A 25710-nucleotide genomic window follows, 5' to 3' on the forward strand; every position below is an offset into this window, starting at 1 on the left:
AGATGTGATACTTCGTCACCTATTCACCTTGTCCGTCTCCAGAACCACGAAGGCGCCGGGGCATCCGCGGACGCGCCGGCGCGATCCGCCATCCTGCCGCACGCGGTACGGCACGCGGCAGGCGCCCCCGGCCAACGGCGCACCCGCACACCGCCCCCGCGCCGGTGCCCGCGCCGCCCGGTGCCCGCGCCGCCCGGTGCCCGCCGCCCGCCGGGCCCGGCGTCTCAGTGCCCCAGCCGCTTGAGGGCCTGTTCCGGGTAGCGGTCGCCCGCCACCGCCTCCTCCGGCACGGCCTGCCGCAGCAGTTCGCGGTCGGCCTCGGTCAGCGACAGTGCCACGGCGGCGGCGTTCTCCTCCAGGTAGCGGCGGCGCTTGGTGCCGGGGATGGGCACGATGTCGTCGCCCTCCGCGAGCAGCCAGGCGAGCGCGGCCTGGGCGGGCGAGCAGCCGATCCGCTCGGCGACGTCGCGTACGGCCCGTACGAGCGCGAGGTTGTGCGGGAGGTTCTCGTCGGCGAACCGCGGCCAGCGCCGGCGGTTGTCCTGCGGGGCCAGCTCGTCGCGGGAGGAGAGGGCTCCGGTGAGCATGCCGCGCCCGAGGGGGCAGTAGGCCACGACGGCGACGCCCAGTTCCCGGCAGGTGGCGAGCAGTTCGCCCTCCACCACGCCACGGGTGAAGAGGGAGTACTCCACCTGGACCGCGCTGATCGGGTGGACGGCGTGCGCCGTGCGCAGCGTGGCGGGGCTGACCTCGCTCAGTCCGATGTGGCGCACCAGTCCGGCCTCCACCAGCCGGGACATGGCGCCGACCGTCTCCTCGACGGGCGTGCCGGGGTCACGGCGGTGCACGTAGTAGAGGTCGATGTGCGTGGTGCCCAGGCGGCGCAGTGAGGCCCGGCAGGCGAGGGGTACGTAGTCGGCGGAGGTGTCGACGGCGTCGACCCGGCCGGTGGCCGCGTCGTGGCGGAGGCCGAATTTGGTCGCCACGACCATCCGGTCCCGCTCGTGAGCATGCCGGCGCAGCCAGCGGCCGACCAACTCCTCGTTGGCGCCCTGCCCATAGGCGTCGGCGGTGTCCAACAGGGTGATGCCCGTCTCCAGGGCGCGGTCGAGCGTGCGCTGGGACTCCTCCTCGTCCGGAGTGCCGTAGGCGATCGACATACCCATACAGCCCAGGCCGATCGCGGACACCTCGGGGCCGTCAACACCCAGTCGGCGGTACTTCATCGAACCTTCTCCTCCATCTCCTCCGTGGAACGAACAGCGGTGTAGGCGCGGGCGACGTGCAGCAGCCACGCGACCAGTTCGGGGTATCCCCCGTCCTGTGCGGTCTCCGGCCCGAGCGCCCCGGACGCCTGGACCGGCGGACGGTCGTCGTGCTTCGCGCGCAGCGCCGACGTCAGCAGGCCGGCCAGCACCATGGCGTCCAGCCGGTCGCCCGTCAGCCCGGCCTCCTCGGCCGACCGGCGGGCGCCGGCGGCCACGGCCGGGTCCATGTACGGGCGCAGCGCGAGCAGACCGTCCTGGATCTCGATCACCCTGCGGTAGAGGCGGTAGCTGATGTCGCCGGGCAGGAAGCGGGCGAGGCGGCCGGCGTGACGGGGGTTGAGCGCGATGTCCGGCACGGCCGCGTACAGGGCGCTCCACAGGGGATGCAGCCGCTGGTAGGTGACGAAGTTGCGGACCAGACGGCGCCACTGGGAGACCTGCGGTCCCCAGGAAGGCATGGTGAGCCCCGCCACCAGGAAGAAGATGCCGGTGCCGTTGGCCACCGGCGTCAGCAGTTCCCATTCCAGCGGGTCCAGTCCGCACTGCACCGCGATCAGCGACAACAGCCGGTTGAGGCAGTAGACGAGGCATGCGCTCGCCCCGATCGCCGTGCAGTACAGGCCCCTTCGCAGCCACTCCCGGCCGGCCACCCGCCCGTAGCGCAGGCACAGCCGGATGATCTCGATCATTCCGGCGCCGAACGCGCTGACGTAGAGCAGCAGATACCCGGCGACCAGCGGGCGGTGCGCGTTCTGCAGCAGATAGTGCGCGCTGCGCTGCTGTGCCTCCGCGCCCGCCGCCGCCCACATGGTGAGCATGGCCACCGCGCACAGGGCGGCGACCAGCAGCCGCACGACAGCACGCCGGCGGGCGACTTCGGGCGGGTACACCCAGTAGACGATCGCGGTGAGGAAGGCCGCGCTGGACGCGACGCCGCCGAGGAGGTGGATGCCGAGCGCCCCGAGATCGGCCACGCCCAGACGCGCGTCCACGGCCCGCGAGACCGAGGGCGTGGAGAGCGTGAAGGAGATCCCCTTGAAGAAGAACGCGATGAGCAGCGCGCACAGCGCCGGATCGTCCCGCTGATGGCGCAGGTCGCGCAGCCGGTAGAGCAGGGCCAGTACACACAGGACGGCACACGCGGGGAAGACGACGGCCTTCACACCGGTCATGACACGCCCCGCCGACCGGTGCGGCGAAGGTGCGCGGGCGGACTACTGCCCATGGGAACCGGAGCCCGGACGCAGCGAGTTCTCGATCCGGGCGACCGTCTCGGCGGCATCGGACGGCACGTTCCAGACCGACTCCACCGGCGGCCGGGTGACGCGTTCGAGGATGAGCGAGGCGACGGTCTCCGCCTCCTGTTCCTCCTCACTGGAGTAGGCGGCGCGCCCCAGCATCTCCCGCACCCGCCGCGGATCCAGATCCGGCAGCAGACGCTGCATCACCGCCGTGTCGAATCCCGCGGAGTCGCAGTGGTCGCACAGCATGTGCGCGAGCTCATGGGCGATGATGTGGTCCTGGTGCAGTCGGCTGGTGTCCGCCTCGACGACGATGACGTCGAACGCGTCCGTCGCCAGCCACATACCGCAGGGAGTCTTCGCGCCCAGGGGCATCGATACGAGCCGGATCGGGCGGCCGCGGTCCGCGCTGAGCCGTTCCATCAGCGTGGCGATACTGCATCCGTCGGGCAGCTCCAGGCGCGTCAGTACCGCCTCCGAAGCCCGTCGCAGGGACTTGAGGTTCTTCTTGCGGGGCTGCTTGTGAGCCCTGGAGGGTAAGGCCACGGCTGATGCCCACTCCTTCCCGCCACCGGTCTTCGCTCCCCGCAGGCCGATGGTAGCCGTCCTCGGAGCCCGGAAGCCGCTGTTGACGGCTCGGCCCCAAGGTACGCGATGGAGGGCGGCTCCCTGAAGCCGGACCGGCCGCCCCGGACGCGTGGCCGCCCCGGACGCGTGGCCGCCACGGACGCAGGGGCGGCGATCACGCCGAACATGTCGAAGAGGAGCACACCGCCGCCGGCGGGGATGTGTCATGGGGTGGTCACGCCATTCGTACGGTGAGGCCCGCGGCGCTCAGCGCGTCGGTCGCGTCGGCGGGGGCGGCCTGGTCGGTGACCACGGCGTGCAGCGCCGAGGCCGGTGCGACGTGGGCCAGGGCGGTGCGGCTGAGCTTGGCGGCCTCGGCGACGGCGATGACGCGGCGGGACGAGGCCATCGCGGCGCGCTTGACGGCGGCGTCGGCCAGGTCGTAGGCGGTGAGCCCGTCGGTGGCGGTCAGCCCGCAGCAGCCGAGGATCGCGGTGTCGAAGCGCAGCGCGGCGAGCGAAGCCTCGGTCAGTGGTCCGGTCAGGGCCAGTTCGCCGCGGCGTGGCTGGCCGCCGGGCAGCAACAGCGTCAACTGCGCTGCGTCGGCAAGGGCGTTGGCGGCATGCAGGGACAGCGGCATGACGGTCAGCCGACGGTGCACCAGGAGGCGGGCCACCTCCAGGCACGTGGTTCCGCCGTCCAGGACGACCGACTCGCCGTCCGCGACGAGCGCGGCCACCTCGGCGGCGATCCGCCGCTTGACCTCGAGACCTTCCTGGGCTCTCAGCGCGAAGGGCGGTTCCTCGCCCCGTAGCAGCAGACTCCGGGCGCCGCCACGGTAGCGCTCCAGGACTCCCTGTTCGGCGAGGACCTCCAGATCGCGGCGGATGGTCATCTCGGAGGCACCGGTGAGCTGCGCCAGCTCGGCCACACTGCTGCGGCCGTGCTCGCGTACGGCGTCGGTGATCCGCTTCAGTCGCTCTGCACTCATCCTCAAATTGAACATCAAAGATGTTCGGAATGCAATTTACGAACATGAATTCTGTTTGCTACGTTCGATCGCATGCAGAGAATCTTGCGGCTCGGACGAGGCGCCACCTTCGCCTACTTCGCCCTCAACGGCTTCCTCATGGGCATGTGGATCGTCCACATCCCCGTCGTGGAGCAGCGCACCGGCATCGGCCACGCGCTGCTCGGCTGGCTGCTGCTGCTCCTGGGCGCCGGTGCCTTCGCCGGGATGCGGCTCGCCGGTCCGCTCACGGACCGGATCGGGCCCCGCAAGGCAGTCCCTCTCGGCGCCGCACTGTGCAGCTGTGCCGTACCCTTGCCGGGGCTCGCCACCGACGCATGGGGGCTGGGCACGGCCCTGCTGGTCCTCGGACTGGGCAACGGGGTACTCGACGTGAGCATGAACACCCACGCCGTCCAGGTCGAACGCGGCTACGGACGGCCCGTGATGTCGGCCTTCCACGCGATGTTCTCCGTCGGCGGTGTGCTCGCCGCACTGGCCGGCGCCCTCACCCTCGGCCTCGGCTGGAGCCCCGCCACCGCACTCGGCATCACCGCCGCGGGCGGCCTCGCCCTCACCGCACTGGCGGTCCCGGCCCTGCTGCCCCACGACCCCACTCCGCCCGACGAGACCGAGGGTGCGGCCGAGAGCGGAGCCACCAGGATGCGACGCACCACATCACGCGGACCCTCCCGCGTCTGGATCCTGGCCGTACTCGCCTTCATGCTCATGCTGTGCGAGGGCGTCGCCAACGACTGGAGCGTGCTCCACCTCAAGAGCGTGCTCGGCGCACCGGTCGCCACCGCCGCCTTCGCCTACGGCGCGTTCGCCACCGCCATGACGACCGGCCGACTGCTCACCGACCGCCTCGCCGGACGCTACGGTCCCCCCGCGGTCCTGCGCTACGGCTCCGCTCTCGCCACCGTCGGCCTGACCCTGGCCGCAGTCGCCCCCACCACCCCGCTGGCCCTGATCGGATGGACGGCCACGGGAGCAGGACTGTCCGGCTGCATCCCCCAGCTGTTCAGCGCCGCCGGCCACCTCGACCCGGGCACCGCCGGGGCGAACGTCTCCCGGGTCGCCGGCCTCGGCTACCTCGGCATGCTCGCCGGCCCGGCCGTCATCGGGCCACTCACCCATCTCGTACCGCTCAACCTCACACTCTTGCTTCCGGTGGCCTTCTGCATCATCACCGCCTGCACCGCCCACATACTCAAGCCCTCGCCCTCCACCGCCACCGACTCCACCCCATCCATCCCTCTCGAAGGCACCACCCGATGACAATCCCTGCGCGAACTGCACGACATCGAGGCCGAACACGGCCCCATCACCGTCGGATTGGACGGCGGCGAGAACAAGTCCGAACCCCGCGACGCCAAAGTCATCGCCGATGGCGGTGATCAGCTCCGCAGCGTCCGCACGGCGTGCTTCCTTCAGCTGCCGCCGCGCGGCATGTTGTCGGCGCACGGCCCGTCGCGTCCCGCCCAGGAGCAGGCCCAGGCCGAGCATGCCGACGGCGCCAACGATGGCGCCAACGAGGAACAGCACTCCGGTGGAACCGGTGATGTGGTAGCCGAAGACCACAAAGGCTTGAGGGAGCTCGTGGGCGCTGCCTGCGTTAGTGACGACTGCGGCCACGCCGACGACGATCGCGGCCACCAGGAGGATGAGGCCGAGGATCACGATCATGACGCACTCCGAAGATCGACACGCATGTCTCCTTCCAGACTGCGCCCGTCTTCCCGCCGCAGCCACCGCCAGCATCGGCCATAGCGTCTCGGCACCATCACCGCTGAGCACGACGCCACTGCCGTCCTGGTCCTGGAGTGCGGCGGTGCCGTATCCGTGCCGACGGACCAGCCGAACAAGTCCCCAGAGTCGGAGGCGGCGCTGTGAGTTCCGCGAGTTCCCGCAGGGGGGTGACCGACGGCGGCCCCGCGCCAGCAGAGTGTGACTGGGCGCCAAGCTGCACGGCACGCCGCCGCAGCCGTGCCCAACCTGCGCCACGTGGAGTGGTTCCATGATCACGTCCGTATCGAGCGCATGCTCTTCCGCGGCACGCTCGATCCCGCCGGAGGAAGCGTGACACCTGGCGTCGACGGCGCGTCGGGACACGGACTGACCTTGCGGACCACGACGCCGACTCCCACCGGGTCGGCTGAGCACCACTCGTACGGCGGCTGTGCCCCCGCACCAATCAGTCAGGCAATGCTGTTCGGCTCCAGCCAGTGGGCGGCCAGCTGCGCCAGATGAACAAGAAGGATTACGCACATGACACAGACCCTGGTCATCACGGGAGCGAGTGCCGGGATCGGCCGCGCCACCGCCCGTCTCTTCGCCGAACGGCGCGCCAACATCGCTCTCCTCGCCCGCGGCCACACCGGTCTCGACGCCGTTGCCGCAGAGATCGAACAGGCCGGCGCCCGGGCGCTCGTGCTCCCCACCGACATGGCTCGCCACGACCAGGTGGAGGCAGCGGCGGAAGCGGCCCAAGCGGAGTTCGGTGCCATCGACGTCTGGATCAACTGCGCATGCACCTCCGTCTTCGCGCCGTTCACCGACATCGCACCGGCGGAATTCCAGCGGGTCACCGAAGTCACGTACCTGGGATACGTGTACGGTACCCGCGCCGCCTTGCGCCGGATGCTGCCCCGCAACGCGGGGACGGTGGTGCAGGTCGGCTCGGCCCTCGGCCATCGCTCCGTACCGCTGCAATCCGCATACTGCGGAGCCAAACACGCCGTCCAAGGATTCACTTCCGCCGTACGCACCGAGCTTCTTCACCAGGAGAGCGACGTACACATCACCATGGTCCAGATGCCGGCCGTCAATACGCCGCAGTTCTCGTGGGTGCTCTCTCGTCTGCCCAGGCACCCGCAGCCGGTACCGCCGATCTACCAACCCGAAGTGGCGGCTCACGCCATCGCCTACGCAGCTGACCATCCGCACCGCAAGCAGTACTACGTCGGCGCTTCCACCGCCGCGACGATCTGGGCCAACGCCATCGCACCAGGTCTGCTCGACCGTTACCTCGCCCGAACCGGCTATGACTCCCAGCAGACCGACGAAGCACCCACCAGCGACCGGGCCACGAATTTGTGGCAACCTGCGGACGGCCCTGACGGCCGGGATTACGGAGCCCACGGCATCTTCGACTCACAGGCCAGACCCCACTCCGCGCAGGCAGCACTCGCCCGCCACCCGGCTCTCACCGCAGGAGCCCTGGCAGCAGGGGCCCTGTGGGCACTGGCTCTGCGGCGCTCACGAACAAGACTCTTGCCTTCCGCGGGACAACACCGCATCGAGTAGCGAGAGTGACCTGGCCTCTGCGACGGGGCGCCCCACCACCACATGGGCAACTCGTCCGCCCGTGCGGTTACAGTCACACCATGATGGATGGGGAGCAGGGGCCAGCGCTGACGACGTCGCACGGCATCGTGGAGCCTCGGGCAGGGCATGCCGACCGGGAGGCAGTAGCAGAGCAGCTGCGGGTCGCCGCAGGGGAAGGCCGAATCGACCTTGCCGAGCTGGAGGAGAGGATCGATCGGGCTTACGCCGCGAAGACATTTGGCGAACTCGACGTCCTGGTGGCCGACCTGCTGCAGGAGCGGCCCTCCGGCTCGCGTCCTGGCACTGACGCGGAACCGCTGGTCCTCAAGACCAGCCTGAGCAACATCAAGCAGAATGGCCGGTGGACAGTTCCCCGGAGGATCACCGCCGAATGCAAAATGCTGAGCATCGTGATCGACTTCACCGAGGCGACCTGTGTGCACCGTGACGTCACCGTCGAGGCGCGTTGCGGAACGGGCAGCATTCAGTTGATCGTCCCACAGGGCTGGGCGGTGCGGGTCGACGGGGCGAGCACCAATACCGCTCACATCAGCAACAAGGCCACCGCACCGGCGGATCCGACCTCCCCGACACTCACGATCGTCGGACACCCGCGAGCCGGCCGCATCAAGATCAAACAACCCCGCCGGAGGCGGTAGCCCACGCTCGCGCGGCCGGTTCCCCAACACTGTCCCCGTTGTACCGAACGCCGACACGCGCTCCGAGGCCAAGCGGGGAACGATCGACCTCCCGACGGGAAAGGATCTCCGGAAGCCCATTTCGCCGCAGGGCAGGCCCATTCGTGAACACCCGCTACCGGTCTCCCCTCCGGCAACTGACCACCCGTTCAGGCATCCCGGGCAGGACCACACCGTCCGGCACCGGGCCTGGGGCCGCGTTCGTACAGGAGGGTTCACCGAGAGCGGCCCCGACAGCGCGGCCGGGCGATACCGTGGCCAGACGACACCGGTTCTGCCCCTGGAGCCGCACGGCCCCTGCCGCGCCCGCATCGTCTTGTCCTTCGTCACCGCACTCCAGACCGTGGTCGTGGTCGCGTACCTCGCGATCTGCCCCGCTGAGGAGTCCAGTCGTGCAGGCCGCCGAGGGCTGGTCGCGGCAGCTTGTCGGCGTACCCCGGCGCGTACCTGCCGGGGTACGGCAACAAGCCTCAATCGTGGGCTTTACTGCCTCACCGTGACTGGTTCAACGGTAGGAGCCTGCAGTCCGTCGGGTGGTGACGTTGATGCGGTTCCACGCGTTCGCCGAGGCGATGGCCATCACCAAGGCCGCCAGACTCGACTCGTCGAAGTGCTTGGCAGCCTGCTCCCAGATCTCGTCGGGCACGCCGTCGGGGTTGTCGGCGATGCGGGTGGCCGCCTCGGTCAGCGCCAGGGCCGCACGTTCCTGGTCGGTGAAGTACGGGGCCTCGCGCCAGGCCGCCACGGCCCACAGCCGCTCGTTGCTTTCGCCTGCCTCATGGGACCGGTGCGCATGCAGATCCACGCAGGTGGCACACCCGTTGATCTGGCCGGTACGCAGTCTGACGAGTTCCAGGATGTGGCGGGGAACGCCGCTGCCTTGCAGGAACTGTTCCATCGCGGCCAACGCCTGGTAGCCGCCGCCTGCGAGGCGGTACACGTCGGCCATCCTTGCTTGCATGGCTTTCTCCTCATTCGTGACAGGTGATAGCTGATAACTGAATCTTGGGGGTGACTTTGCCCCGTCTTGCGCCCTGCCGGGGCGGAACTACAGGTACTGAGCGTTCCTCCCGGGTGGTCAGCAGAGGGCGTGACAGGGGCAGCTTCGGGGATATCCGCCCTGTGTGAGCTCTGTTCGACTGCCGTCCCTTGTGCGTCGTCGCCTCTGCGGATCTCAGCCGACGTGAGCCGCGATGAGGTGGTCGCGGTCGGGCGACTGCCAGCTGAGGATCGGAGTGAGCGCGTGGAGCATGGCCGAACCGGGAGTTCGGCGGAGCGTCAGGTCGCGCAAGGTGGTGGCGGGCGCTGAGCGCCATTGCGCGGTGACGCCGATCCGGTGGGAGCGACGGGCGATCAGCTGGGTGCGGGGGCGTCGATGCCGGTCGTAGGCGGCCAGCGCGGACTCCACGTCGGGGGATGCGTCCAGGAGCACAGCCAGCGTGACCGCGTCCTCCAGCGCCTGGTTGGCCCCCTGGCCCAGGTTGGGGGTCATGGCGTGCGCGGCGTCGCCGAGCAGCGCGGCGCGCCCGGTGACGAAACTGGCCAGCGGCGGCAGCTCATAGATGTCGTGGCGCAGCACCGCGTTCTCGTCGGCGGCCGCGAGCAATTGCGGAATCGGGTCGTGCCAACGTCCGAAGCGTCGACGTATCTCGGCCAGTTCGCTGTCGGCGCTGCGCTGCCCTTCGGGGGCGTTGGCGACGCAAAAGAGGTAGGTGCGGCCGTCCGCGAGCGGAGCGATCCCCACTCGCTCACCACGTCCCCAGCTCTCACCTCCGGCTGACAGCCGTCGGCCTGTGTCGACGACGAGGCGCCATGCGGTGTACCCGGCGTACCGCGGCGCCGAGGCCTGCGGCCACAGGGAGCGCCGCACGGTGGAGTCGATTCCGTCGGCGGCCACCAGCAGATCAGCCTGCGAGACGCCGGTGTCGTGCTCGACCTCGACCCGTCGCTCACGCAGGCCGACTCTGGCGACCCTGGCGTTCGCGCACAGCGCGCCCGCCGGAAGGGCCGTCCGCAGGACGTCGAACAGCCGAGCCCGGTGAATCATCACCACAGGGCCGAATCGCCTGGCCAGCTCTTGGGTGTCGGTCCGCGCCAGCCAACGGCCGGACCTGTTCCGAATGCCGGCCCGGGCCTCGACCAGGGCCTGCTCGCGGACGCGGTCTCCCACGCCCAGCACGTCCAGTGCGCGCAATCCGTTGGGCCATAGCGAGAGTCCTGCTCCCACCTCGTCGAAGGTGGCGGCGCGCTCCAGCACCTTCACCTGCCAGCCGCGCCGCGTCAGCGCAAGGCCGGTGGCCAGGCCGCCGATCCCGCCGCCGACCACGAGCGCGGAGCCTTTCCCGGCACCGCCGACGTGCCTTGTCCTGCCCATCAGAACCCCTCTACATCTGTAGTGGACGCCGATAACTCTACACTTGTAGAGGCAGAGGTTCAGACGAGGAAGGAAACCAGTGACCCCAACCACGCTCCGGCGGCAACGGTTGACCGACGCGGCGATCAGCACTCTGGCCCATTCCGGCATGCGCGGACTCACCCACCGCGCGGTCGACCAAACCGCCGAAGTCCCGGCGGGCTCGTGCTCGTACTACTTCCGCACGCGCCAAGAGCTCCTCCAGGCCGCCGTCGAGCGGCTGGCCGAACTGGACATCACCGAGATCGACGAGCGCCCCGCCCTCACCGGGCCCGCGAGCACCACCCAGATCGCCGAGGCTGCTGCGGGGCTCGTCGAGCACTGGACCACCGCGGGACGCGAGCGCATGCTCGCCCGCTACGAGCTGGCGCTGGAAGCGCCCCGCCGCCCCGGCCTGCGTGCCGCCCTACACACTGCGGGCAGTCGCCACCGGGCCCTGGCCGAGAACATGCTCGCCGCCGCGGGCGCACCCGACCCCGCGGCACAGGCGAACGCGTTCGTGTCCTTCCTTGACGGCATACTCTTCAACCAGCTGACCGCGGCAACCCCACACCGGCTCACCCCCGAGCAGCTGCGCCGAACCCTGCTCAGCCTGATCCACACCTGCACCGGACCGCAGCATCCCTGATCCTTGAGTTCCTTGCTCAACGAGCGCCGTGGAGCGTCGGACGCGGGCCGACGATGCACTACAGCCCGGCCGCCGGGGCGTCGGCGGTCACGGCCGGCCTTATGCCGACTGCGCCGCTACGGCCAGTTCTCATTCCTGCCCGGCACGGGTGAGCTGATCCACTTGCCGGAGTCCCCGTTCGTCCAGCCGCACCGGAGCCATCCGCTCTACGTGGACGTGGACCGTCGCTTCGATGCGCTGACCGAGTCCTTCGTGACGGACCCACCGCTTTACGGAGGGCCGGCACCGCGACGGGGTAACTCTGGTCTCCTCGTTTCTGGTCGTTCGCGACAACGCGACCGGGGGCCGGAGCACCGTCTTCGCCCGGGACGGGATCGAACAGTTACGTCGTCACGCCCGTCGGCCGCTTCGTGTGGGGCGGTCATTACGAGCCCGGAACCCTCATCTGGCGCAGCTGCTGGGTCACCGACGACGGCATCGTGGAGTGCCGCGAGGCACTGGCCTTTCCCGGTGAGCAGAGGCGCGCGGTGATGCTGCGCCGCATCATCGCCCGGGACGTCACCACGCGCCTGTCGGTCGTGCTGGCGCCCGCTGCTGGTTTCGACGCTCATCCGCTGCGCGAGGCGGTGTGCGGCCCCGGCGGCCTCTGGTACGGCCGTGTCGGTGACCTGTGTATGCGCTGGTCGGGAGCGGAGACGGCCCAGCCGACCGGGCCGGGCGGATGCCGCCTGGCCATGGAGCTGACCGTCGAGGCCGGAACGCACCACGACCTGGTGCTGGAACTGGGGGACCGCCCGCTCCCCGATGCCCCGCCCGATCCGGACGCCTGCTGGCGGGCGACGGAAGGCGCCTGGCGGCGGGCGGTCCCGGACCTGGCACACGTCGCGCCGACGGACGCACGGCACGCCGTCGCGGTGCTCCGCGGGCTGACGGGCGGTTCCGGGGGGATGGTCGCGGCGGCGACGACCAGTCTCCCGGAGCAGGCCGCGGAGGGCCGTGACTACGACTACCGCTATGTGCGGATCCGCGACCAGTGCTACGCCGGCCAGGCGGTGGCCGCAGCGGGGGTGCCTGCGCTGCTGGACGATGCCGTCCGGTTCGTGAGCACGCGGCTGCTCCAGGACGGTCCTCGGCTCATGCCCGCCTACCGCATGGACGGCCGTCCCGTTCCCAGCCCCCGCCGGGCTCGACCTGCCGGGCTACCCCGGTGGCTTCGACCGGGTCGGGAACCAGGTCAACGAACAGTTCCAACTCGACGTCTTCGGCGAGACGTTGCTGCTACTGGCCGCGGCCGCCCGGCACGACCGGCTGGACGCGGACGGCCGGCGAGCGCGGTGGTCGCCGCCGAGGCGATCGGCCTGCGACGCCACGACCCCGACGCCGGCATCTGGGAGCTGGCACCGCGCAGATGGGCACACAGCCGCCTGATCTGCGCCGCCGGCCTCCGGGCCTACGTCCGCAGCGGCGCGGCGGCACAGCGGTCCGAGGCGTGGACAGCGCTCGCCGCCGGCCTCGTCGAGGAGACCTGTGCGGACAGCCTGCACCCCTCCGGGCGGTGGCAGCGCGCGCCCGGAGATACCGGACTGGACGGTGCCCTGCTCCTGCCGGCGATCCGGGGCGCGCTGCCCGCCGGCGATCCGCGCTCGGTCGCCACCCTGGACGCCTACGTGGCGGAGCTGGCGGACGAGCACTTCGCCTACCGCTTCCGCCACGGCGACCGTCCACTGGGGGAGGCCGAAGGCGCGTTTCTGCTGTGCGGTTTCGTCACCGCGCTCGCCGAGCACCAGCAGGGCCGGGAGGTGGCCGCGTTCCGGTGGTTCGAGCGCAACCGTGGCGTCTGCGGCCCGACGGGCCTGTTCGCCGAGGAGTACGACGTCGCCCAACGGCAACTGCGCGGCAATCTTCCGCAGGCGTTCGTCCACGCGCTGATACTGGAGTGCGCGGTACGTCTCGCCGGCCCCTGGACGGACAGCTGATCCGCCCGGCCGCCCGCCCCACCCCGAAGCCAGGGCCGTGCGTAGCCCGATTGGCCGACAGGCGCGTCGACGCCACGGCAGCCGGCGTCAGCCGGAAAGGGACTGCTGGCGTCCCGGAGTACGTAGGCGGAAGCCGATGTCCGCAGGGAACCTCGTAGCCATCATGCCACCGGCTGCCGGCGGAACAGGGCGGGCAGGGCAACCGCCTGGGCCAGCTCGACCGCGACGAATACCCGCCCACGGAGAGCCGAGGCCCGGCGCCGGGGCCTGCCCGCTGTCCACGCCATCTGGCGCAGGCCAGGGCTCCGCGGGCGACGACTAACTGCCCGCCCCGCTCCCCTTCTTGGTCCTGGTCCCCGAGGTGCTCGACGAGACGGCCGAGCAGTTCGGGTTTGCCGGGCGCCACAGGAGGAGTCAGGAGCGGTGAGGCTGGTGAAGCTGCGGGCGATGTGGACGAAACGCGCACGAAGGAGATGGCCCGCCGCTGCCGCCGCGGTGGGCTCGGGCATCGTGCCGTCAGTCGCGCCAGGTGCCCGTCCAGTCGTAGAGCGGGGCCGTGGTCGCGTACTCCCGAAGATAGGCGATCCGCTCTGCGCGGAGTCTGGCGATCGTCGCTCCCTCGAACCCGATCGCCCTGCCCTGCCAGGTGTAGGAGAAGGCCCATTCGGCGATCAGGGTGTCGCCGGCCGCCGCCTGTGTGCTGATCTCCCAGCCGTCGACCGCACCGCCGGCACCGAACCAGGCACGCATCCACTGCTCGACCCGTGGCCGGCCACGGTAGACCGGACCGTAGGACTCGATGACCACGCAGTCGCCGGTGAGTGTGGCCAGCACTCCGTCCACGTCGTGGCGTCGCCACGCATCGATGTAGGCGCGGAGCTGGTGCGTCATGCCGCTGACCCTGCCACGGTACGGGCCACCTGAGGCTCGACGAACCGCCCCGGGGCTTCCCCGCCGACCGCGGGTTCACCTGAAGGGGCCACGGGTCAGGTGCGTCCGGCGGACCCGAGAGCGAACCCCGCCGGATGCCGCCCCGCCGGCACCTGGTCCCGGGGAGGGCTCGGCTGCGTACGGTGAGAGCGGGGCATCGGTTGTCGATGAGTCCCGGTTCTGGCTCACTTTCCGTGAAGCGTGCACCGTGTGTGATGGTTGGAGGCCGCTCCTGCCGTCCGACAGAGATGGTGCTCCGGCTGGAGGAGTTGCTGTTCCAGCCGATCGTGGCCGGGGCGAGGTCAGTACTGCCCGGACACCGTGTCCGCCCTGGGCACCCTGCAGTGCGGGCAACGCTCGCGGCCGTCCCACGCGGACCAGCCGAAGTCGGCCGGGGTGAGGACGTGGCCCTCCAGCTCGTCGCGGACGGCCTCGCGGTAGGCCCAGACGGCGTCCAGGTAGGGGTGGTAGATGTCGTGGAACGCGGGGGTCGAGGTGCCGGCGCCCGCGGCGACCGCCTTTCGGAGGGCGCGGAGGTGTTCGAACATGGTCTGGCCCTTGCCCGCGATCCGGGCGCTGGCGTCGAGGAAGAGGCGCTCGCGCACCTCGTAAATGCGGGCGTCCGTCAGCGCCGAGCGGCTTGCTTCCTCCAGGTCGATCGCCTCGGCGCCGTTCTGAGCGAGGCGGCGCAGTTCGGTGTGGGCCGCGCCCGCCGCCACGATGAACTCCGTGTAGACATCCCGGCGGCGCCCCTGAAGGCCGCGGCGGTGTTCCTGGCGGGTACGCAAGCGGTCGGCCAGCACCGTGCCCCCTATCGCGATCAGGCCGCCGCCCAGTGTGGCGACCAGCGTTCCCCACTCCATACCGTGTCCCCCCAGTCGATGTTCCGGGAGGGAGCGCCCCCCGTTACCGTCTTCGTCGGCTCCGCAATGGTCCTTCTACGAACCCCAACCCGCCGCGGTCAAGAGAGGGTTGAGGCCCGATCTGTCAGTCCTCCGGGTGCCTCGCGTCGTCCCGTCCCGCAGATCATGCCCGATGGCCGGGTCCGACCGTGCAGGTGGGAGACACCAGCAGGTCACGGCAGCAGAGTCCGGCCACCACCACACACCACTGACATCACACTCAGTCAACCCTCCACGGAAAGCGAGCCAGAACCCCACAGGTTCGTCGACAGCGGAAGGGCCGTGGCGCAGATGGCCGATGCATACGACGAGGCGATTGGGGGCTCCCCTGCTCGAACGGAGTTGAGAGCTGGGGAAAGGATCGGTGAAGTGATCCGGCGGGCATGGGTGCTGGCGAACCGCACCCAGACGGACCTCGCTGCCGCGCTGGGCTACCACCAGTCCAAGGTGAGCCGCCTGGAGCAGGGCCGGCGGACCGAGGACTCCCGCGTGGTGCGGGCAGCCGCGCTGGAACTCGGCAATCGTGTGCTGTGCCTTCGATGGCGTAGCGGAAGCTGCGGGGCGAGGTCTCGTCGTCCAGGACCTTCCATGTCGCGCCGTGCTCGCGAATTGCGACATCCGCCACATAGGCGGCCAGGTCATTGTGCAGGGTGACCCAGTCACCTGCTAGAAGTCGTCGAGCAGGAGCTGGGACACGTAATCCTGCAGCGGGCCGATGAGGATCAGCGCGTCCTGCTCGTACTGCTCGGCGGGGACGTTGAGTATGTCGGCGATGCCCAGAACATTCGAGACAGCCAAGCGTTCGGACCTGGCCGGCTGGGCCGAGTACGGCTACTGCGCGTCGCACTGGCCCTGCTGCGACCGGCCCGCAAGGGCGAGCCCGCGTGGGCCGGAGCGCACCTGTTCAAGCCGCTGCGGCAGACCATCGAGTCGATCAACCAGACCCTCAAGAGCCAGCTCGACCTGGAACGACACGGCGGCAAGAGTCCCGCCGGAGTCGCCGCCCGGGCCCTGTCCCGCATCCTCGCGCTGACCGCCGGCAATCTGGCTCACCGGCCGGACCGGCCAACCCGACAAACGATCACTGGTTGACTTCGATCACTGACCGCGACGGTACCTCTTGAACTCATTCATCTAGGCCGTGTCACCTTGAAGGATCGCCAGTCGAGCAGCCGCACCTGATGAACGGTGACCAATGTGGTGTGGCACGGATCGCACCTCTCATGCGTGACCGCGGTGAGTTCAGTGCTGCTCGGTCGCTCGCCTGCTTGCCTGGCGCAGGGCGACACAGATCAGGATGGCGAACGCAGCTACGGCAGTGCAGGTGCAGGTACGCGCTTCGTTGAACAGTTTCCAGCGGCTGAGGATCTTCGCATGGTCGGCTGGCGGCGTGGTGGCGGCCCACTGCTTGATACGGCCGTTGATCGGGACGTTCCCGAACCGGGTGATCAGGAAGGACGCGACGGTTAGGAGTCCTGCCGTGGCCGCGAGGACTCGGGTCCGTTCGCGTGTCAGGGCGGCCAGGGCGAGGGTGCTGAGAGCCGAGACCGCCATCGCCGCCTGCATGGTGATCCCGTTCATCTTCATCAGGTCGGTGTGGAAGTCGAGTCTCATGTCGATCGGCACGGCGTTGAAGGTGGGGACGAGGTTGGCGGCGCCGTAGCCGAAGGCTCCGGCGAGCAGACCGGTGGAGAGCAGGGACAGGCCCAGGAGGAGGCGAGTGCGCATCTGGTTCATGCGTCCTTGGCCGGTCGGGTGAAACGGCTGCTCGGTTCTCCTCGTAGCCGGCCGTCCGGAAGTCTGCGGCCGTAGGCCAGCAGCAGGAGGTCCTGGGCGGCGCCGAACATGGGCGAACCAGAGCCGTACGACCAGTCGAGGTCCTCGGCGCACAGCTGCACTCCGTGGCCGAGCGCCGCCGTGAGCCCGCCGACGGGTGGTGTCCAGGGATGGTGGGCGTTGTCCCGCAGGAAGGCGGCGAGCGTGGTACTGGAATGGGCGGCCGAATCCCTGCGCGCGACCCGATCGGTCATGCGGTGAAGGTTTCCGCGCGCCTTGGTCAACTGACCGAGTATCGCGGGCAAGGAGAGTCGGAACCCCATCGACATGTGCGCCGCCACGTCGCGAACGCGCCATCCCACGCAGAGGCTCTGCTCGTTCCACTGGTCGGTTCGCAAAGTGTCAAACAGGTCGGCCAGTTCTCGGCGTTCCGCCGCGATCGCTGCCCTGACGTCAACACTCTTGCCTCTGCGGGCTGTCGCGTTCTGCATGTGCTCAAGCCTGCGCCGTTCCGAGGACGGCGATGTCGAGCTCGCCGGCCAGGAGCGCGGCCTGCATCCGCTCCGTGGTGTCCTCGGTGAGGGCCACCTCCACCGAGGGGTGGGCGTCGTGGAAGTCCGCGAGTAAAGCTGCGATGCCGAAGGCGTGGCCAGTGGCGCCGGAGACCAGTCCGAGCGTGACCCGGCCGCGCAGCAGCCCCGTGTACGCATCGACCGTCTGCCGCACCGACTCCGCCGCGGCCAGTGCGGCCCGGGCGTACGGCAGGACCGCCCGGCCCACCTCGGTCGGCGTCACCGACCGGCCGGAGCGGTCGAGCAGGGGCTGACCCAGCTCCTTCTCCAGCTGGCGGATCTGGGCACTGAGGCCGGGCTGGGCCAGATGCAGCCGGGCGGCGGCTCGTGTGAAACCGCCCTCCTCGACGACACAGACGAACTAGCGCCGCTGATCTGCCTGCCGCGCGGTACCGGGGTGCGCGCGGCGCTCGAACGTGGCTGTGCGCAGGCAGGATTCCGGCCCCGGGTTGCCTTCGAGGCGGCAGCCCCACACGTGCTCTCGCAGCTTGCCGCGCGGGGCCTGGGCATTGCCGTGCTACCTGCCGGCGAGGACGAGTCCCCCCTCGACGGACAGCTTCGCACCCTGCGGATCGGCCCGCCCGAGATGCGTGCCCGCATCGCGCTCGCCTGGCAGGCCAGGGGCCCTTCGAGCCCCGCGGCCCGGGTTCTCCTCGACCGCCTACGCGAAGCCATTCCCAAGCCGCCCGATTCCTACGCTTCCTCCGTTCCTGGTCATCGTCGTGCCCAGATGAGAATGGCGGCGAGGTGAAGTGCGGCCTGATAGGCGAGGGCGAGTTTGTCGGTTCGCATGGCCAGGCCGCGCCATTGCTTGAGACGATTGATGCAGTGAGGCACGCGGATGCGAGCCATGACCAACTCAAAGGCCACCAACTCAAAGGCCAGAGCGTCACCGGCCTGACCCGCGCTGACGGTCGGAGCCAAGAGTCCTCCGCGGGAGCGTCCGAGTGCGTGATCGACGGGCCCGCTCCGCCAACTACGCCCCCTTTTCACTCTCCAGCACCGTGTTGGTGGGAACGGACGACGGTGGAGGCCACCGATTCCATCCAGCCGATGTCGTTGTCGGCGCCGGCTGCGGCATCGGATAGAAGGAGTCGACGGAGACGCTGGGTTCCCTTCCCGTCGCCGAAGAGACGCTTGCGCGGAGTGCGCAACATGACTGATGTGCACGGGATATCGGGTGCCGTGGTCAAGATGGCATCGACGCCAAGGCTTCGATGTCGCGTCAGCCCGACGCCGATTCCGCGATGAGGCATCCGCGGATGGCGGTGATCAGCATAAGGATACTCGGCAACGACTCGGCATCGGTACGCTCCGAGGCGGCCGGACGTGATCGAACCTGCACCTCGCCGTGAACCGAGGTTAACCGCATGACCTGGGAAGACGCTGGTCATGCGGCCAACCTCGGTCCCGCCTGTGCCCGACTCGGGCGATCCCGCATCGCCTGATAAACTGGAGAGTTCGCAGGTCAGGGGAGATTACGCACTTGCCTGGTCAGCAAAACGCCAGCATCAGACCGAAGTGAGTCCCCTTGGTCAGCAACAACAGCACCCTTGCCCGAGGCATGGGGAGCTTCTTCAAGACCTGCAACTGCGCCCGCCCAACCAAGTGTCCGCACGACTACACCATCCGCTACCGGGACGCTTCTGGCACGCAGCGCGAGGAGAGCGGCTACGCGAATCAGGACAAGGCGAAGAACCGCCTGATCGCCCTCTACAACGAGAAGCGCACCACTCCGGCCGACGTGATCGACCAGAGGAGGGAACTGGGCCAGCAGACCTTCAAGGAGTTCGCTGACGACTGGTTCAAGGCCCAACGGCATCTCGTAGACGGATCGAAGAGGGTCGTGAAGCCCTCCCTGGAGATCTGGCTGATACCCCGGATAGGCAGCCGCCGAATCAACACCTTCACGCCGAAGGTTGTGGAGAAGTTCATTCAGGATCTTGAGCGAGAAGAGGGTGTCACTGACAGCATCCTGTCTCGCTCGTTCACGACTCTCCGCAGTGTCCTCAAGTCAGCAGAGAACCAGGGAGCCACTGCCGGCAACCCTCTGAAGGGTGTCGTTGCTCCCGAGTACAAGCCGCCCAGGGTCATCATTCCGACCAGAGAAGAGCGTAAGCGCGCTATCGCTGAAGCGGGCGATGCTCTGGCATTGATCATCGAAGTCATGAGCGGCTGCGGCCTCAGAACTTCCGAAGCATGCGCGGTCAACATAAACAACATCGTGGCCGATGACGTGTATCGGGTCACGGAGCAGATAGACAACAAGAAGCGAGTTCCGGCACCGCTCAAGCATCGCGATGAGGGGGATTTCCGTGAGGTTCCGCTTCCAGCCACCGTGAAGGCCGCCATCCTGGCCTATGCCGAAAAGCATGGTACGGACGAGAAGGGCTATCTGATCCGGACCAACAGGGGGAACTACATGGGAAGCGATACGCTCTCTCATCAGTGGCTGAAGCTCAAGAAGAAGGCGAATCTTCCCGAGAATCTGCGCCTGTACTCGATGCGCCACTTCTTCGCCTCTAACTGCCTGACTAAGCATATCCCGATCACTGACGTGGCGGAATGGATGGGCCACAAGTCCATTGAGGTCACATTCAAGGTCTACAGGCACCTCATGCCCGGCTCCGTCAGCTCTGCTGCCAAACTTCTCGATATGGAACTAGCGGCCTAACCAACATATGGCCATGGGTGGCCGGTAGCCAGAAGCACAAAAGCCCCCTGACGGGAAGACACTCATCATCATGTCGATCCATCAGGGGGCTTGCTGCTACTCACTATTCCCAATTGATGACAGCAGACCCCACGCCGCGAACTCCAGCGTTCGACGTGTAGGCGTGTGAGCACCGCTCCCGTCAGCTCCCCCGAGCCCCGTTCTCCTTCGGGTCGACGCCCGTTCCCCTTCGGGTTGACGCACGTGAGTTGAGCGACTGATCCCGTAGCACAGCGGTAGCGCATCCGCCTTCCGGGCGGAGGGCACTGGTTCGGTCCCAGCCGGGACCGTATACAGCGCCTCCACCTGGACACCAAGGCCCAGACGCGGTCACTCCTGCCCCGGGTTACCCGGGGCCAGCTTCCGGTCTTCGTCGCAGCGCACAGGGCACTGATCTTCAGTGGTGTGGGCCGCTCTGCGCCAGGCCGACACACCGACGCGCCTCTTCGGCCATCTGACTGGATGTAGGCGGCCCGTCCACAATCTTCGAGCGGGGAATTCACCGATCCGCTACAGGAGGTTGATGTGCGTCGGCTACAGTATGTTTTTCCTCAACGGCACTCTGACGGGCAGTGGCAACCGCCCGGAGGTAGCGCTGCCGGCTCGTTCAACAGCATGGGCTCCGGCTCCAGGGGCCTTTGCAAGGTGGCGGGATGATCGGGTTCGTCCGTGACGTCGATGTTGTGTCGTCATGTGCGATTCATGGTCGAGGGGGCGGGGAAAGAGTGCAGGCACGGCCGCGGTGATCATGTGGGTGTCGAATCCCATGAACGCCGAGTGAGTCCGTGCCTGCCACCACATCTTCCCCCATGTCCTGCGCGTTGGATCGACTGGCCCGCCTTTGCGGTGCAGCACCGCTGCCTTGCGCGGTCGATCTGTTGTCGTACCTCGCAGTCATCCCCGACCCGCGCGATCCGCGCGGGCTCCGCTACCCACTGCCCGTGCTGGTGGCCGCCGCGGCGGCGAGCGTGCTGGCCGGCGCCCGCTCGCTGGCCGCTGTCGGCGAATGGATCGCGGACGCTCCCGGGTGGGCCCTGCACGCGCTGGGCTTCTCGGCCGATCCGCTGACCGGCACCGTCGCCGTGCCCCACTGGCCCACCATCCGCCGTGTACTGTCCCTGGTCGACGGCGACCTGCTGGACGCGGCCATCGGCGCCTTCCTCGCCGCCCGCCGGACCGGTGCCGGCATCGCGGACGCCTCGCCGCTGCGGGCGATCGCGGTGGACGGCAAGACCCTGCGCGGTTCCCGCACCCCTCAACATCCGGCGGTTGTGCTGCTGGCCGCGATGGACCACACCGGCACCGTCCTCGCCCAGCGTCAGGTCGCCGACAAGAGCAACGAGATACCGGGGTTCGCCCCGCTGCTGGACACCCTCGACCTGGACAACACGGTGATCACAGCCGACGCCCTGCACACCCAGCACCACCACGGCACCTATCTGCGTGAACACGGCGCCCACTACATAGCAGTCGTCAAGGCCAACCACCCCCACCTGCACAAACGGATCAAGAGTCTGCCCTGGAGCCAGATCCCTCTGGAGCACAAGGACCGAACCCGCGCTCACCACCGCGTGGAGATCCGCCGATTGAAGGCGGTGACGTTCAAACACCTCGACTACCCCGGCGCCCGACAGGCCCTCCAGGTGGTGCGCTGGCGCCGCGAGATGACCAGCAGGAAGCTCACCGTCGAGCGCGTCTACCTGATCACCAGCCTGCCGCCCGGCGCCGTCTCCGGTGCTCAACTCGCCACTTGGATCAGGGGGCACTGGGGCATCGAGAACCTCCTCCACCACGTCCGCGACCGCACGTTCCGCGAGGACGACTCCAAGATCCGCACCGGCCGGCTACCCCGGGCGATGGCGTCCCTGCGCAACCTCGCCATCAGCATCCACCGCCAAGACGGCCGCCACAACATCGCCGCCGCCACACGCCATACCGCCCGCGACTTCACCCGCCCGATCACGGCACTCGGCCGGGCCATCACGGCCTGACAAAACCGGACAGATCCTCTCCATGCAAAGGACCCTGGCTCCGGCTCCATGAGCGCTGGCCCGCCTCCGGTCATCACCGAGAGCAGCACCACGATGAGCACAAGTTCCGTGGGCAGTACACACACGGACAGCGGCGCCGTTCCGCCGTTCACCATCACGTGTACCTGACGGGTACGACACGACAATCCGCTGCAGCTGGGCCGTGTTTCGCGAGTAAGTGTGGCCCTCTCCCAGCGACAGGGACGCTGTTGGCGAATGCGGGCCCGTGCGTGACGTCGGCCTTCAAGACCTGGTTATGGTCTTGAAGGCCGACGTTGTCGTATGGAGAGGGTGTCGGTCGATGCAACCGGAGGAGTCCGGGGAAATCCCGGCGGAGACGGTTCGGCTGGCGCGGGCGGCCTTCGCATGAGGGAGTTTGGCGATCAGGATCCGCGACGAGCTGGGGCGTTGTTTCTCGACGAGGAGTTCGCGGACTCGTTCCCTGCGACGGGCAAGCCTGCTTGGCCACCAGAGTGGCTTGCACTCGTGCTGGTGCTGCAGTTCGCGGAAGGGCTCGCCGACCGGCAGGCCACGGATGCGGTGCGGGCAAGGATCGACGTCGAGTACGCCCTCGGGCTGGACTGGCTGGCCGGCGTCAGCGCCCCCGAGTGGTTCAGGCACTACGCACCCGGGCCACTCCCGGTTCCCCAAAGCCCGGTCCGCAAGGGACACTGGGGCAACGCCTCCGCGCCGACGGGAGGGGGCTACTGGAGGCCGACTTCGCCTGCGATGCCCTGCAGAGTCTGACATTCCTCCCGGAAACCACCGTGGCCGATCTCGTCTGCTTCGGCCTCGGCTGGTCCCGCTGCTGTCCGACCCGATTGTCTGTGAGGTGCTTGCGCCGCAGACCGAGCCGGAGGGTGCCCCGCGGTCAGATGGGCCTCAGATGGGTACTGGCCCTGCCCAAGGACATCGCCGGGCACCACGGCGCCGGCCCCCGGTGCCTACGCGACCCTGAACGTCAGGCCGAGCACCGGCCAGACCTCGGTCGTCCTCACCAACCGGCTGATCTCCGTCGAACCGTCAACGACCGCCTCATCCCCCCGATCGCCTGGTCATCCCCCGCCACGGAGAGCACCGCTCGCCCGTCCTCCGTGGCGGACCGCCCTGCGGACGTGTCAGAAACACTGGCACCACGGCCTGCAACAGGTCACACAACTCAACCGGGGCCAAGCACTCCACGATCGTCATAGCGCAACAGGCTAGCGATCACGAACTGGGTGAAACCGTCACAGCAGTTTCTGCTGATCCAGCCACTTAAGTACGTCCGTCTTGTCAAACTGGATCTTCGCGTTCCGCCCCCTGCCCAACTTGTAACCTTTGAGGCCCATCTTTGGCGCATCCCGATAGACCCATGTCAGTGACATGTTCAGCATCTCAGCCGTCTCCCGTGCGCTCATGAGTATCGGTTCCACCAAGTCAATCCTGCTTTCTAACCGCCATAATTCTCAAAGTAGTTGTTCACACGCTCCGAGCGCCGCGCCCGCCCCGATGGCGGGCAGGTCGATGTTGCGGCAGGGACTCACTGCGAGTACGCCGTCGACGACAGCCGCGCGCATCGTGGAGGACGTCAGGTTGTAGGAACGCTGGTTCGCCGAGGCTCCCGCGCCCTTCTCCACGAGGGCATATCCAGCTCTGATGGGTGATTCATCTATTGCAAGCTACTTGACTCCTGACAAGAGGAATCATCGGGATGCATCGGAATCCCCTGGCAAATTCAATGGTCCGCAGGATCGCCGGTTTGGCCAACCGACGATCGTCGGCTATGTTCCGCTCGCGCCCAGTCCCCCTCCGCCCTGGGCGGTCGGGCAGGACACCAGCCGATACGACGAGGAGTGGAGGAGGTGGGCCGGTGCGCGAAGGGCTCTCCGACCCCTTCGCTAAGGTTCCCGATCTAACAGGAGGGCGTCGAGGTCTTGGATTCGACTAGGTAGGGTCGCAGTACCCGACCAGGAGAGGACGTTGCATGGCGAGCGAGATTGTGATTGCGCAGACGACCATCGACGACGAGGACCAAGCGAAGGCGCTGGCGTGCGGGGCGGTTGAGAGCCGATTGGCGGCCTGCGCCCACATCGACCAGCCGTTCACAGCGGTCTACCGTTGGAAGGGTGCCATCGAGACCGACACAGAATGGCGTATCTCGTACAAGACGACCACGGACCGACTTCCGGAACTTGAAGCGTGGGTGGCCAGGGAGCACAGCTACGAGGTGCCGGAGTGGATCACCCTCCCGGTCACCGGCGGGTCTGAGGCATATCTGTCGTGGGTGGTCGACGAGTCGGCAGCGCAGTAGCCCTGGAGGTGAGCGTCCGGTCGGGTTTGCGGCACGGACGCTCACTTTCGGCAGTTGCGGACTGGGTCAGGCAGCGAACTGCAGCAGATGGTGAGCGAGTTCATGCTCGCTGTCCGGGAGCCCGGCAGCGATAGCCTGAGCACGCTCCCTGCCCATGGTGTTCGGTCGCGCTTCTGCGGCGGCCGCGAACTGGCGTGACACATAGACACCTTGGTCGATGTCGCCGCCGCGCAGGAGTGCTGAGGCGAGGTCGCCCAACACGACGACGCCGGAATCCGGCAGAGCTCCGCCCAGCCGGCTGACCGCGGTCTCTGCCGCTTCGGTAAGTTCCTTCCGCCGGAGTTGCCCGTACACCGACAGCGCCAGCGAGTCGACCCGGTACGGGGTTACGAAGCGTACCCATGCTTGCTCGTTGGCATGATCGGCGAAGTCGTACACGACCCTGGCCCGGTCCAGGGCTCGCAGAGCACCTGTGTCATCTCCGGCATTCGCCACCTCCTCTGCGTACCGGCCGTGAACCCAAGCGGCAGCAGCGGCATTGCCATGCCCCCGCACATCCTTGGCAGCTTGAGCCAGAAGCTCCGCCGCCTTCTCAGGCGTAGCGGCACCGTAGCTGGCGTAGGCCAGAGCCAGCGCCCGGAGCGGCGGGTGCCCGGCCGACGCTGCACAGTCCTCTGTGACGTCGTAGTAGGCGCGAGCCCTGTCGTAGTCCCCCAAGTCCCAAGCGACCCATCCTGCCAAGGCGGCGGTTTCTCCGGCAGCAATCGTCAGCGCCCGCTCGTGCTTGCCGGCACGGGGAAGCGCGGCAGTGATCGCGTCAAGGTGCGACTCCACCAAGCCCTGAAGCTGCTGAGCTGTGAGGTGGTCCTCGCTCACATGGAGGGCGCTCGCTCGGTCAATCAGAGCGCCTGCCGCAACTGAGTCGATCTTGGCTCCCTTGCCGAGGGCGTGAGCAAGACGGCCCCATGGCTCGGCAGCGGAGGCCGCGCCGAGGATTGCGCCCCCGAGTAGCGTGCGGCGTTTCACGTCGTCCAGGTCCTCCCCTTCACGGCTGCCCGCCTTCCTCCGTCGGGCGCGGGCGGCTGCTGCCTCCCGCCGCAGTTCTTCAGGGGGTAAACCGCAGGCCACCGCAATATGCCCGAGCGTGTGGTTGGTGGGGATGTTCTCGCCGTGCTCGTATCGGTTGATCTCCCGTCGGGTCATGCTGTCCCGGCCGGAAACAGCGTTGATCGCTTCTGCCTGCTGCTCCTGTGTGCGTCCTGTCTTCTTACGAAGCCGAAGGAGCAGTTCAGCGAACGGATCTGCTGGCATGAGTGTGACCTCTGTGGGTGGACGGAATCCAATCATGGCCCCAAGTCCCCCCG

At 68.4% G+C, this 25710-nt stretch carries 26 protein-coding genes, 1 tRNA gene and 4 pseudogenes; 14 read left to right on the forward strand and 17 right to left on the reverse strand.

Going from position 1 to position 25710, the window contains the following annotated elements:
• Window positions 1-224: 224 nt before the first annotated feature.
• The 4 genes from AZE13_RS28525 to AZE13_RS28540 form a co-directional block, all read right to left on the reverse strand.
• Window positions 225-1226 carry an aldo/keto reductase gene (locus AZE13_RS28525; RefSeq protein WP_066938213.1) on the reverse strand — a complete coding sequence of 334 codons (1002 nt, stop codon included), beginning with the start codon at window positions 1224-1226 and terminating at the stop codon, window positions 225-227.
• Window positions 1223-2440: an MAB_1171c family putative transporter gene (locus AZE13_RS28530; protein WP_066938216.1), complete on the reverse strand. Its 1218-nt coding sequence runs from the start codon at window positions 2438-2440 to the stop codon at window positions 1223-1225. The genes AZE13_RS28525 and AZE13_RS28530 overlap by 4 nt, the downstream gene beginning before the upstream one ends.
• 42 nt (window positions 2441-2482) lie before the next feature.
• On the reverse strand, window positions 2483-3055 hold the full coding sequence (locus AZE13_RS28535; protein ID WP_066938219.1) for a hypothetical protein: 573 nt from the start codon (window positions 3053-3055) through the stop codon (window positions 2483-2485).
• A gap of 256 nt (window positions 3056-3311) precedes the next feature.
• Window positions 3312-4067 carry a DeoR/GlpR family DNA-binding transcription regulator gene (locus AZE13_RS28540; protein WP_066938222.1) on the reverse strand — a complete coding sequence of 252 codons (756 nt, stop codon included), beginning with the start codon at window positions 4065-4067 and terminating at the stop codon, window positions 3312-3314.
• Between the two features lie 72 nt (window positions 4068-4139).
• On the opposite strand from AZE13_RS28540, the gene AZE13_RS28545 reads away from it, so the two are divergent.
• The 4 genes from AZE13_RS28545 to AZE13_RS28555 all read left to right on the forward strand — a co-directional run bounded on the left by AZE13_RS28545 (window position 4140) and on the right by AZE13_RS28555 (window position 8074).
• Window positions 4140-5366, forward strand: a complete 1227-nt coding sequence (locus AZE13_RS28545) for an MFS transporter (protein ID WP_066938225.1) — start codon at window positions 4140-4142, stop codon at window positions 5364-5366.
• Window positions 5367-5423: 57 nt separating this feature from the next.
• A complete protein-coding gene (locus AZE13_RS37170; RefSeq protein WP_181690474.1) occupies window positions 5424-5858 on the forward strand; it encodes a hypothetical protein in 435 nt (144 codons plus the stop codon).
• A gap of 498 nt (window positions 5859-6356) precedes the next feature.
• The gene (locus AZE13_RS28550; protein ID WP_066938227.1) at window positions 6357-7394 is read left to right on the forward strand and encodes an SDR family oxidoreductase; all 1038 of its coding nucleotides are present in this window, start codon (window positions 6357-6359) and stop codon (window positions 7392-7394) included.
• 80 nt (window positions 7395-7474) lie between these two features.
• Entirely contained in the window at window positions 7475-8074 is a 600-nt protein-coding gene (locus AZE13_RS28555) for a DUF1707 domain-containing protein (protein WP_079124461.1), read from the forward strand.
• A 544-nt stretch (window positions 8075-8618) separates the two neighbouring features.
• Here AZE13_RS28555 and AZE13_RS28560 read toward each other — a convergent pair.
• Window positions 8619-9062 carry a carboxymuconolactone decarboxylase family protein gene (locus AZE13_RS28560; protein ID WP_220127612.1) on the reverse strand — a complete coding sequence of 148 codons (444 nt, stop codon included), beginning with the start codon at window positions 9060-9062 and terminating at the stop codon, window positions 8619-8621.
• 225 nt (window positions 9063-9287) lie between these two features.
• Window positions 9288-10487 (reverse strand): FAD-dependent monooxygenase, encoded by a 1200-nt coding sequence (locus AZE13_RS28565; RefSeq protein ID WP_066938232.1) that lies wholly within the window; start codon window positions 10485-10487, stop codon window positions 9288-9290.
• A 79-nt stretch (window positions 10488-10566) separates the two neighbouring features.
• Here AZE13_RS28565 and AZE13_RS28570 point away from each other — a divergent pair, with 79 nt between their 5' ends.
• The 3 genes from AZE13_RS28570 to AZE13_RS35940 all read left to right on the forward strand — a co-directional run bounded on the left by AZE13_RS28570 (window position 10567) and on the right by AZE13_RS35940 (window position 13130).
• The gene (locus AZE13_RS28570; RefSeq protein ID WP_066938235.1) at window positions 10567-11154 is read left to right on the forward strand and encodes a TetR/AcrR family transcriptional regulator; all 588 of its coding nucleotides are present in this window, start codon (window positions 10567-10569) and stop codon (window positions 11152-11154) included.
• A 301-nt stretch (window positions 11155-11455) separates the two neighbouring features.
• A complete protein-coding gene (locus AZE13_RS39120; RefSeq protein ID WP_309302243.1) occupies window positions 11456-11668 on the forward strand; it encodes a hypothetical protein in 213 nt (70 codons plus the stop codon).
• Window positions 11565-13130 (forward strand): glycoside hydrolase family 15 protein, encoded by a 1566-nt coding sequence (locus AZE13_RS35940; RefSeq protein ID WP_066938237.1) that lies wholly within the window; start codon window positions 11565-11567, stop codon window positions 13128-13130. Before AZE13_RS39120 ends, AZE13_RS35940 begins: the two co-directional genes overlap by 104 nt.
• 516 nt (window positions 13131-13646) lie before the next feature.
• Here the strand turns inward: AZE13_RS35940 and AZE13_RS28580 are convergent.
• Together AZE13_RS28580 and AZE13_RS28585 are read right to left on the reverse strand one after the other, a co-directional pair.
• The gene (locus tag AZE13_RS28580) at window positions 13647-14021 is read right to left on the reverse strand and encodes a nuclear transport factor 2 family protein (RefSeq protein WP_066938240.1); all 375 of its coding nucleotides are present in this window, start codon (window positions 14019-14021) and stop codon (window positions 13647-13649) included.
• 341 nt (window positions 14022-14362) lie between these two features.
• The gene (locus AZE13_RS28585; protein WP_066938243.1) at window positions 14363-14923 is read right to left on the reverse strand and encodes a CchlQ; all 561 of its coding nucleotides are present in this window, start codon (window positions 14921-14923) and stop codon (window positions 14363-14365) included.
• Window positions 14924-15253: 330 nt separating this feature from the next.
• On the opposite strand from AZE13_RS28585, the pseudogene AZE13_RS38490 reads away from it, so the two are divergent.
• Window positions 15254-15478, forward strand: a pseudogene (locus AZE13_RS38490) (helix-turn-helix domain-containing protein); the annotation flags it as partial.
• Between the two features lie 150 nt (window positions 15479-15628).
• On the opposite strand, the gene AZE13_RS38495 reads toward AZE13_RS38490, so the two are convergent.
• From AZE13_RS38495 to AZE13_RS28605, 5 genes and pseudogenes are all read right to left on the reverse strand, one after another.
• Window positions 15629-15760, reverse strand: coding sequence for a hypothetical protein (locus tag AZE13_RS38495; RefSeq protein ID WP_258528038.1), 132 nt, complete (start codon window positions 15758-15760; stop codon window positions 15629-15631).
• Window positions 15761-15793: 33 nt separating this feature from the next.
• A complete protein-coding gene (locus AZE13_RS39335) occupies window positions 15794-16015 on the reverse strand; it encodes a hypothetical protein (RefSeq protein WP_066938245.1) in 222 nt (73 codons plus the stop codon).
• A 189-nt stretch (window positions 16016-16204) separates the two neighbouring features.
• The gene (locus AZE13_RS28595; protein WP_066938316.1) at window positions 16205-16690 is read right to left on the reverse strand and encodes a DUF1772 domain-containing protein; all 486 of its coding nucleotides are present in this window, start codon (window positions 16688-16690) and stop codon (window positions 16205-16207) included.
• Window positions 16691-16695: 5 nt separating this feature from the next.
• Window positions 16696-17229, reverse strand: coding sequence for a maleylpyruvate isomerase N-terminal domain-containing protein (locus AZE13_RS28600; RefSeq protein WP_066938248.1), 534 nt, complete (start codon window positions 17227-17229; stop codon window positions 16696-16698).
• A 13-nt stretch (window positions 17230-17242) separates the two neighbouring features.
• Window positions 17243-17671: pseudogene (locus tag AZE13_RS28605) on the reverse strand (LysR family transcriptional regulator); the annotation flags it as partial.
• On the opposite strand from AZE13_RS28605, the gene AZE13_RS28610 reads away from it, so the two are divergent.
• On the forward strand, window positions 17618-18061 hold the full coding sequence (locus AZE13_RS28610) for a LysR substrate-binding domain-containing protein (RefSeq protein WP_309302241.1): 444 nt from the start codon (window positions 17618-17620) through the stop codon (window positions 18059-18061). The pseudogene AZE13_RS28605 and the gene AZE13_RS28610 sit on opposite strands and share 54 nt — an antisense overlap.
• On the opposite strand, the pseudogene AZE13_RS39565 reads toward AZE13_RS28610, so the two are convergent.
• Window positions 18025-18383 (reverse strand): annotated as a pseudogene (locus AZE13_RS39565) (IS5/IS1182 family transposase); the annotation flags it as partial. The gene AZE13_RS28610 and the pseudogene AZE13_RS39565 overlap by 37 nt on opposite strands.
• A gap of 491 nt (window positions 18384-18874) precedes the next feature.
• Between AZE13_RS39565 and AZE13_RS28615 the strand changes: the two are divergent.
• From AZE13_RS28615 to AZE13_RS28630, 4 genes and pseudogenes are all read left to right on the forward strand, one after another.
• Window positions 18875-19984 (forward strand): tyrosine-type recombinase/integrase, encoded by a 1110-nt coding sequence (locus tag AZE13_RS28615; protein WP_066938250.1) that lies wholly within the window; start codon window positions 18875-18877, stop codon window positions 19982-19984.
• A gap of 258 nt (window positions 19985-20242) precedes the next feature.
• Window positions 20243-20313, forward strand: a tRNA-Gly gene (locus AZE13_RS28620).
• A 588-nt stretch (window positions 20314-20901) separates the two neighbouring features.
• The gene (locus AZE13_RS28625) at window positions 20902-22014 is read left to right on the forward strand and encodes an ISAs1 family transposase (RefSeq protein WP_258528039.1); all 1113 of its coding nucleotides are present in this window, start codon (window positions 20902-20904) and stop codon (window positions 22012-22014) included.
• Between the two features lie 295 nt (window positions 22015-22309).
• A pseudogene (locus tag AZE13_RS28630) lies at window positions 22310-22635 on the forward strand (transposase); the annotation flags it as partial.
• 647 nt (window positions 22636-23282) lie between these two features.
• Here AZE13_RS28630 and AZE13_RS37180 read toward each other — a convergent pair.
• On the reverse strand, window positions 23283-23453 hold the full coding sequence (locus AZE13_RS37180; RefSeq protein ID WP_181690475.1) for a helix-turn-helix domain-containing protein: 171 nt from the start codon (window positions 23451-23453) through the stop codon (window positions 23283-23285).
• A gap of 48 nt (window positions 23454-23501) precedes the next feature.
• A complete protein-coding gene (locus AZE13_RS35945; RefSeq protein ID WP_258528040.1) occupies window positions 23502-23672 on the reverse strand; it encodes a hypothetical protein in 171 nt (56 codons plus the stop codon).
• 347 nt (window positions 23673-24019) lie between these two features.
• Between AZE13_RS35945 and cutA the strand changes: the two genes are divergently transcribed.
• The gene (gene cutA / locus AZE13_RS28640) at window positions 24020-24346 is read left to right on the forward strand and encodes a divalent-cation tolerance protein CutA (protein ID WP_066938261.1); all 327 of its coding nucleotides are present in this window, start codon (window positions 24020-24022) and stop codon (window positions 24344-24346) included.
• 66 nt (window positions 24347-24412) lie between these two features.
• On the opposite strand, the gene AZE13_RS28645 is transcribed toward cutA, so the two are convergent.
• Complete coding sequence (locus tag AZE13_RS28645; protein ID WP_066938263.1) at window positions 24413-25657, reverse strand: helix-turn-helix domain-containing protein; 1245 nt, start codon at window positions 25655-25657, stop codon at window positions 24413-24415.
• Window positions 25658-25710: the final 53 nt, after the last annotated feature.

The organism is Streptomyces sp. NBRC 110611, from assembly GCF_001590865.1.
Classification (GTDB): domain Bacteria; phylum Actinomycetota; class Actinomycetes; order Streptomycetales; family Streptomycetaceae; genus Streptomyces.